Annotated in this window: 2 protein-coding genes; one reads left to right on the top strand and one right to left on the bottom strand. The window is 64.5% G+C overall.

What is annotated here, in order from left to right; all coding sequences use genetic code 11:
• A partial coding sequence (putA, locus tag EOC06_RS42330) for a bifunctional proline dehydrogenase/L-glutamate gamma-semialdehyde dehydrogenase PutA (RefSeq protein WP_245469514.1) occupies positions 1-2,352 on the bottom strand: 2,352 nt, incomplete at its 3' end.
• Between the two features lie 163 nt (positions 2,353-2,515).
• Between putA and EOC06_RS12190 the strand changes: the two genes are divergently transcribed.
• The gene (locus EOC06_RS12190) at positions 2,516-2,968 is read left to right on the top strand and encodes an Lrp/AsnC family transcriptional regulator (RefSeq protein WP_127399081.1); all 453 of its coding nucleotides are present in this window, start codon (positions 2,516-2,518) and stop codon (positions 2,966-2,968) included.
• Positions 2,969-3,038 lie beyond the last annotated feature (70 nt).

The raw sequence follows: 3,038 nt of genomic DNA on the forward strand, positions 1-3,038 counted from the left end.
GACGATCATCGCGTTAAGGCCGCCGGTCTCGGCGATCAGCATGGCGTCGGGCTCGGCCGTCTCGGCCAGCTGCTTCTCGATCAGCTTGGCAACCTCGGTCGAGCCGGTGAAGCAAACGCCGGCAATGCGCGGGTCAGCGGTCAGCGGGCCACCGACCGACGGGCCGTCGCCGGGCAGAAGCTGGATGACGTCTTCCGGCACGCCAGCCTCGCGCAGCAACTCGACAGCCCGGAAGGCGATCAGCGGCGTCTGTTCGGCTGGCTTGGCGATAACCGAATTGCCGGTGACGAGCGCGGCCGCGATCTGGCCGGTGAAGATGGCGAGCGGGAAATTCCACGGCGAAATGCAGACGATGGCGCCGCGCGCTTGCGTGCCCGCCTCCGCATTGGCCGCCTCGGTGGCGTAGTAACGCAGGAAGTCGACGGCCTCGCGCACTTCGGCGACGCCGTCGGCCAGCGATTTGCCGGCCTCGCGGGTGGCGAGTGCAAAGAACTCGACCGCATTCGCCTCATAGAGATCGGCGGCACGATTGAGGATGGCAGCGCGCTCGGCAACGGGACGTTTTGCCCAGGCCGGTTGCGCTTCCACGGCAAAGCGCACGGCGGTCGCGACTTGCTTTGCGGCGGCTTCGCTGACCGTGCCGACCACTTCGGAAGGCTTTGCCGGGTTGACGATCGGACGCTGCTTGCCGTAGCCGGCGGCACGGGTGATCGGCTTGGCATGCCAACGATCCGGCCCAGCGAAGGCCGCCCTGGCCGTGTCGATCGCCGCCAGCGTCACCGTGTCGGTGATGTCGAATCCTTTCGAATTGCGACGCCCGGCCCCAAAAATTTGGGAAGGCCGGGCAATCGCCGGATTGGCGGCCGGACCCTGGCTCTCGACCGTTTCGAGCGGATCGCGCGCAATGTCCTCCGGCTCGACGTCCTCGTCGGTCAGTTGGTGTACGAAGGAGGAATTGGCGCCGTTCTCCAGCAACCGGCGGACCAGATAGGCCAGCAGATCGGAATGCGCACCGACCGGTGCATAGATGCGGCAGCGCGTGCCTTCGGACCGGCGCACCGTCTCGTGCAGCGCCTCGCCCATGCCGTGCAGGCGCTGGAACTCGAAAGAATCGCGATTGTCCGCCATCGCCAAGATGGCAGCGACGGTGTGGGCATTGTGGGTGGCGAATTGCGGATAGATGCGGTCGGTCATCGATAGCAGCTTTTTCGCGCAAGCCATGTAGGAAACGTCGGTGTTGGTCTTGCGGGTGAAGACGGGATAGCCTGACAGTCCGAGCGTCTGCGCGCGCTTGATCTCGGTGTCCCAATAGGCACCCTTGACCAGCCGCACCATGATGTTGCGGTCGTATTTCCTGGCCAGCGCATAGAGCCAATCGATGGCGAAGGCCGCGCGTGGCCCATACGCTTGCACCACCACGCCAAAGCCGTTCCAACCGGCGAGCTCCGGCTCGGCCAGCACCCGCTCGATGACGTCGAGCGACAGATCGAGGCGGTCGGCCTCCTCGGCATCGATGTTGAGGCCCATGCGCGAATGGCGCGCGGCCAGCGCCAGCGACAAGAGCCGGTCTGCCATCACAGGCAGCATCTCGTCCTTCTGCGCCACCTCGTAGCGCGGATGCAGCGCCGAAAGCTTGACCGAGATGCCGTGGTTCTGCCTGATGTCAGGACCGTTGGAGCCGGAATCGAGCGACGAAATCGCGTCGGCATAGGCCTTATGATAGCGCAAGGCGTCGGCCTCGGTGCGGGCTGCCTCGCCCAGCATGTCGAAGGAGTAGAGGTAGCCCTTCTGCGTCATCGGCCGGCCGCGCTTGACGGCTTCCGTGATGGTGCGGCCGAGCACGAACTGCTCGCCCATTTCACGCATGGCGGCGGCCACCGCCTTGCGGATGACCGGCTCGCCGAGCCGCCGCACCATAGAACGCAGCGTGCCCTCGATGCCGCCCTCGCCCTCATCGAGGACGCGGCCGGTCAGCATCAGCGCCCAGGTCGAGGCATTGACGAAGATGGAGCTTGAACCGCCCGAATGCGCCGACCAGTCGTGCGGCGCGATCTTGTCGGCGATGAGGTCGTCCATCGTTTCGGTGTCAGGCACACGCAAGAGCGCCTCGGCCAGGCACATCAGCGCCACGCCTTCCTTGGTGGAGAGACCATAGGCAGAGAGGAAGACTTCCATCAGCCGAGGATCCGACGAGCCGCGCACCGCCCGCACCAGATCGGCGGCCTGTGCCGAGATCGCCTTGCGGTCTTTCCCGGAGAGCGCCGTAGCGTCGGCAAGCCGCTTCACGGCCTCGTCTTCGTCGGGCAGGTAGTTGGCGCGAATCTGCTGGCGGATGGCATCGAGCGCTGGCATGGCGGTCCCATGGATCGAGCAAAGGAGATCGGGCCGGCGGTCACCGGACCGAATGGCGCAAGCTAGCACAGGTACGAATTTTCAGTCGGTCCGAAGAAATCGACATTGCAGGTCATTCGATCTATCATAACGGCTCAAAACTGACATATGGACTGCATTTTCGATGATAGAAGACCAATTGGACCGCATCGACAGGAATATCCTGTCGGCGCTGGCAAGCGATGGCCGGCTTTCCATGTCGGAACTCGCGACAAAGGTCGGCCTGTCGAAGACGCCGGTGCAGGCGCGGGTGAAGCGGCTGGAAAAGGACGGCTATATCAGAGGCTACCAGGCGATCATCGACCGCGAGCGCATGGGCGAAGGCCATGTCGCTTTCGTCCAGGTGAAATTGTCCGACACCCGATCCGCCGCGCTCGATGCCTTCAACCGATCCGTACAGGCCGTGCCGGAGATCGAGCAGTGCCACATGATGGCGTCGAGCTTCGACTATTTGCTGAAGGTGCGCACCCGGGATATCGCCGCCTATCGCCGCGTCCTGGGCGAGCGCATCTCGGCCCTGCCCCATGTCGCCCAGACCTCGACCTTCGTGGCAATGGAGACGGTCAAGGATCGGTAGAGCGTAGGGATGGCTGAAGCCTCCCCAACTTCGTCATCCTAGGGCGAAGCAGGAGCGAAGCTCCGTCGCG

Origin of the sequence: Mesorhizobium sp. M7A.F.Ca.MR.362.00.0.0, from assembly GCF_004023175.1 — a bacterium.
Lineage (GTDB): Bacteria > Pseudomonadota > Alphaproteobacteria > Rhizobiales > Rhizobiaceae > Mesorhizobium.

Excerpts from the sequence above, each read along its gene's own strand:
- EOC06_RS12190 (WP_127399081.1), top strand. The coding sequence starts at position 2,516 with ATGATAGAAGACCAATTGGACCGCATCGACAGGAATATCCTGTCGGCG.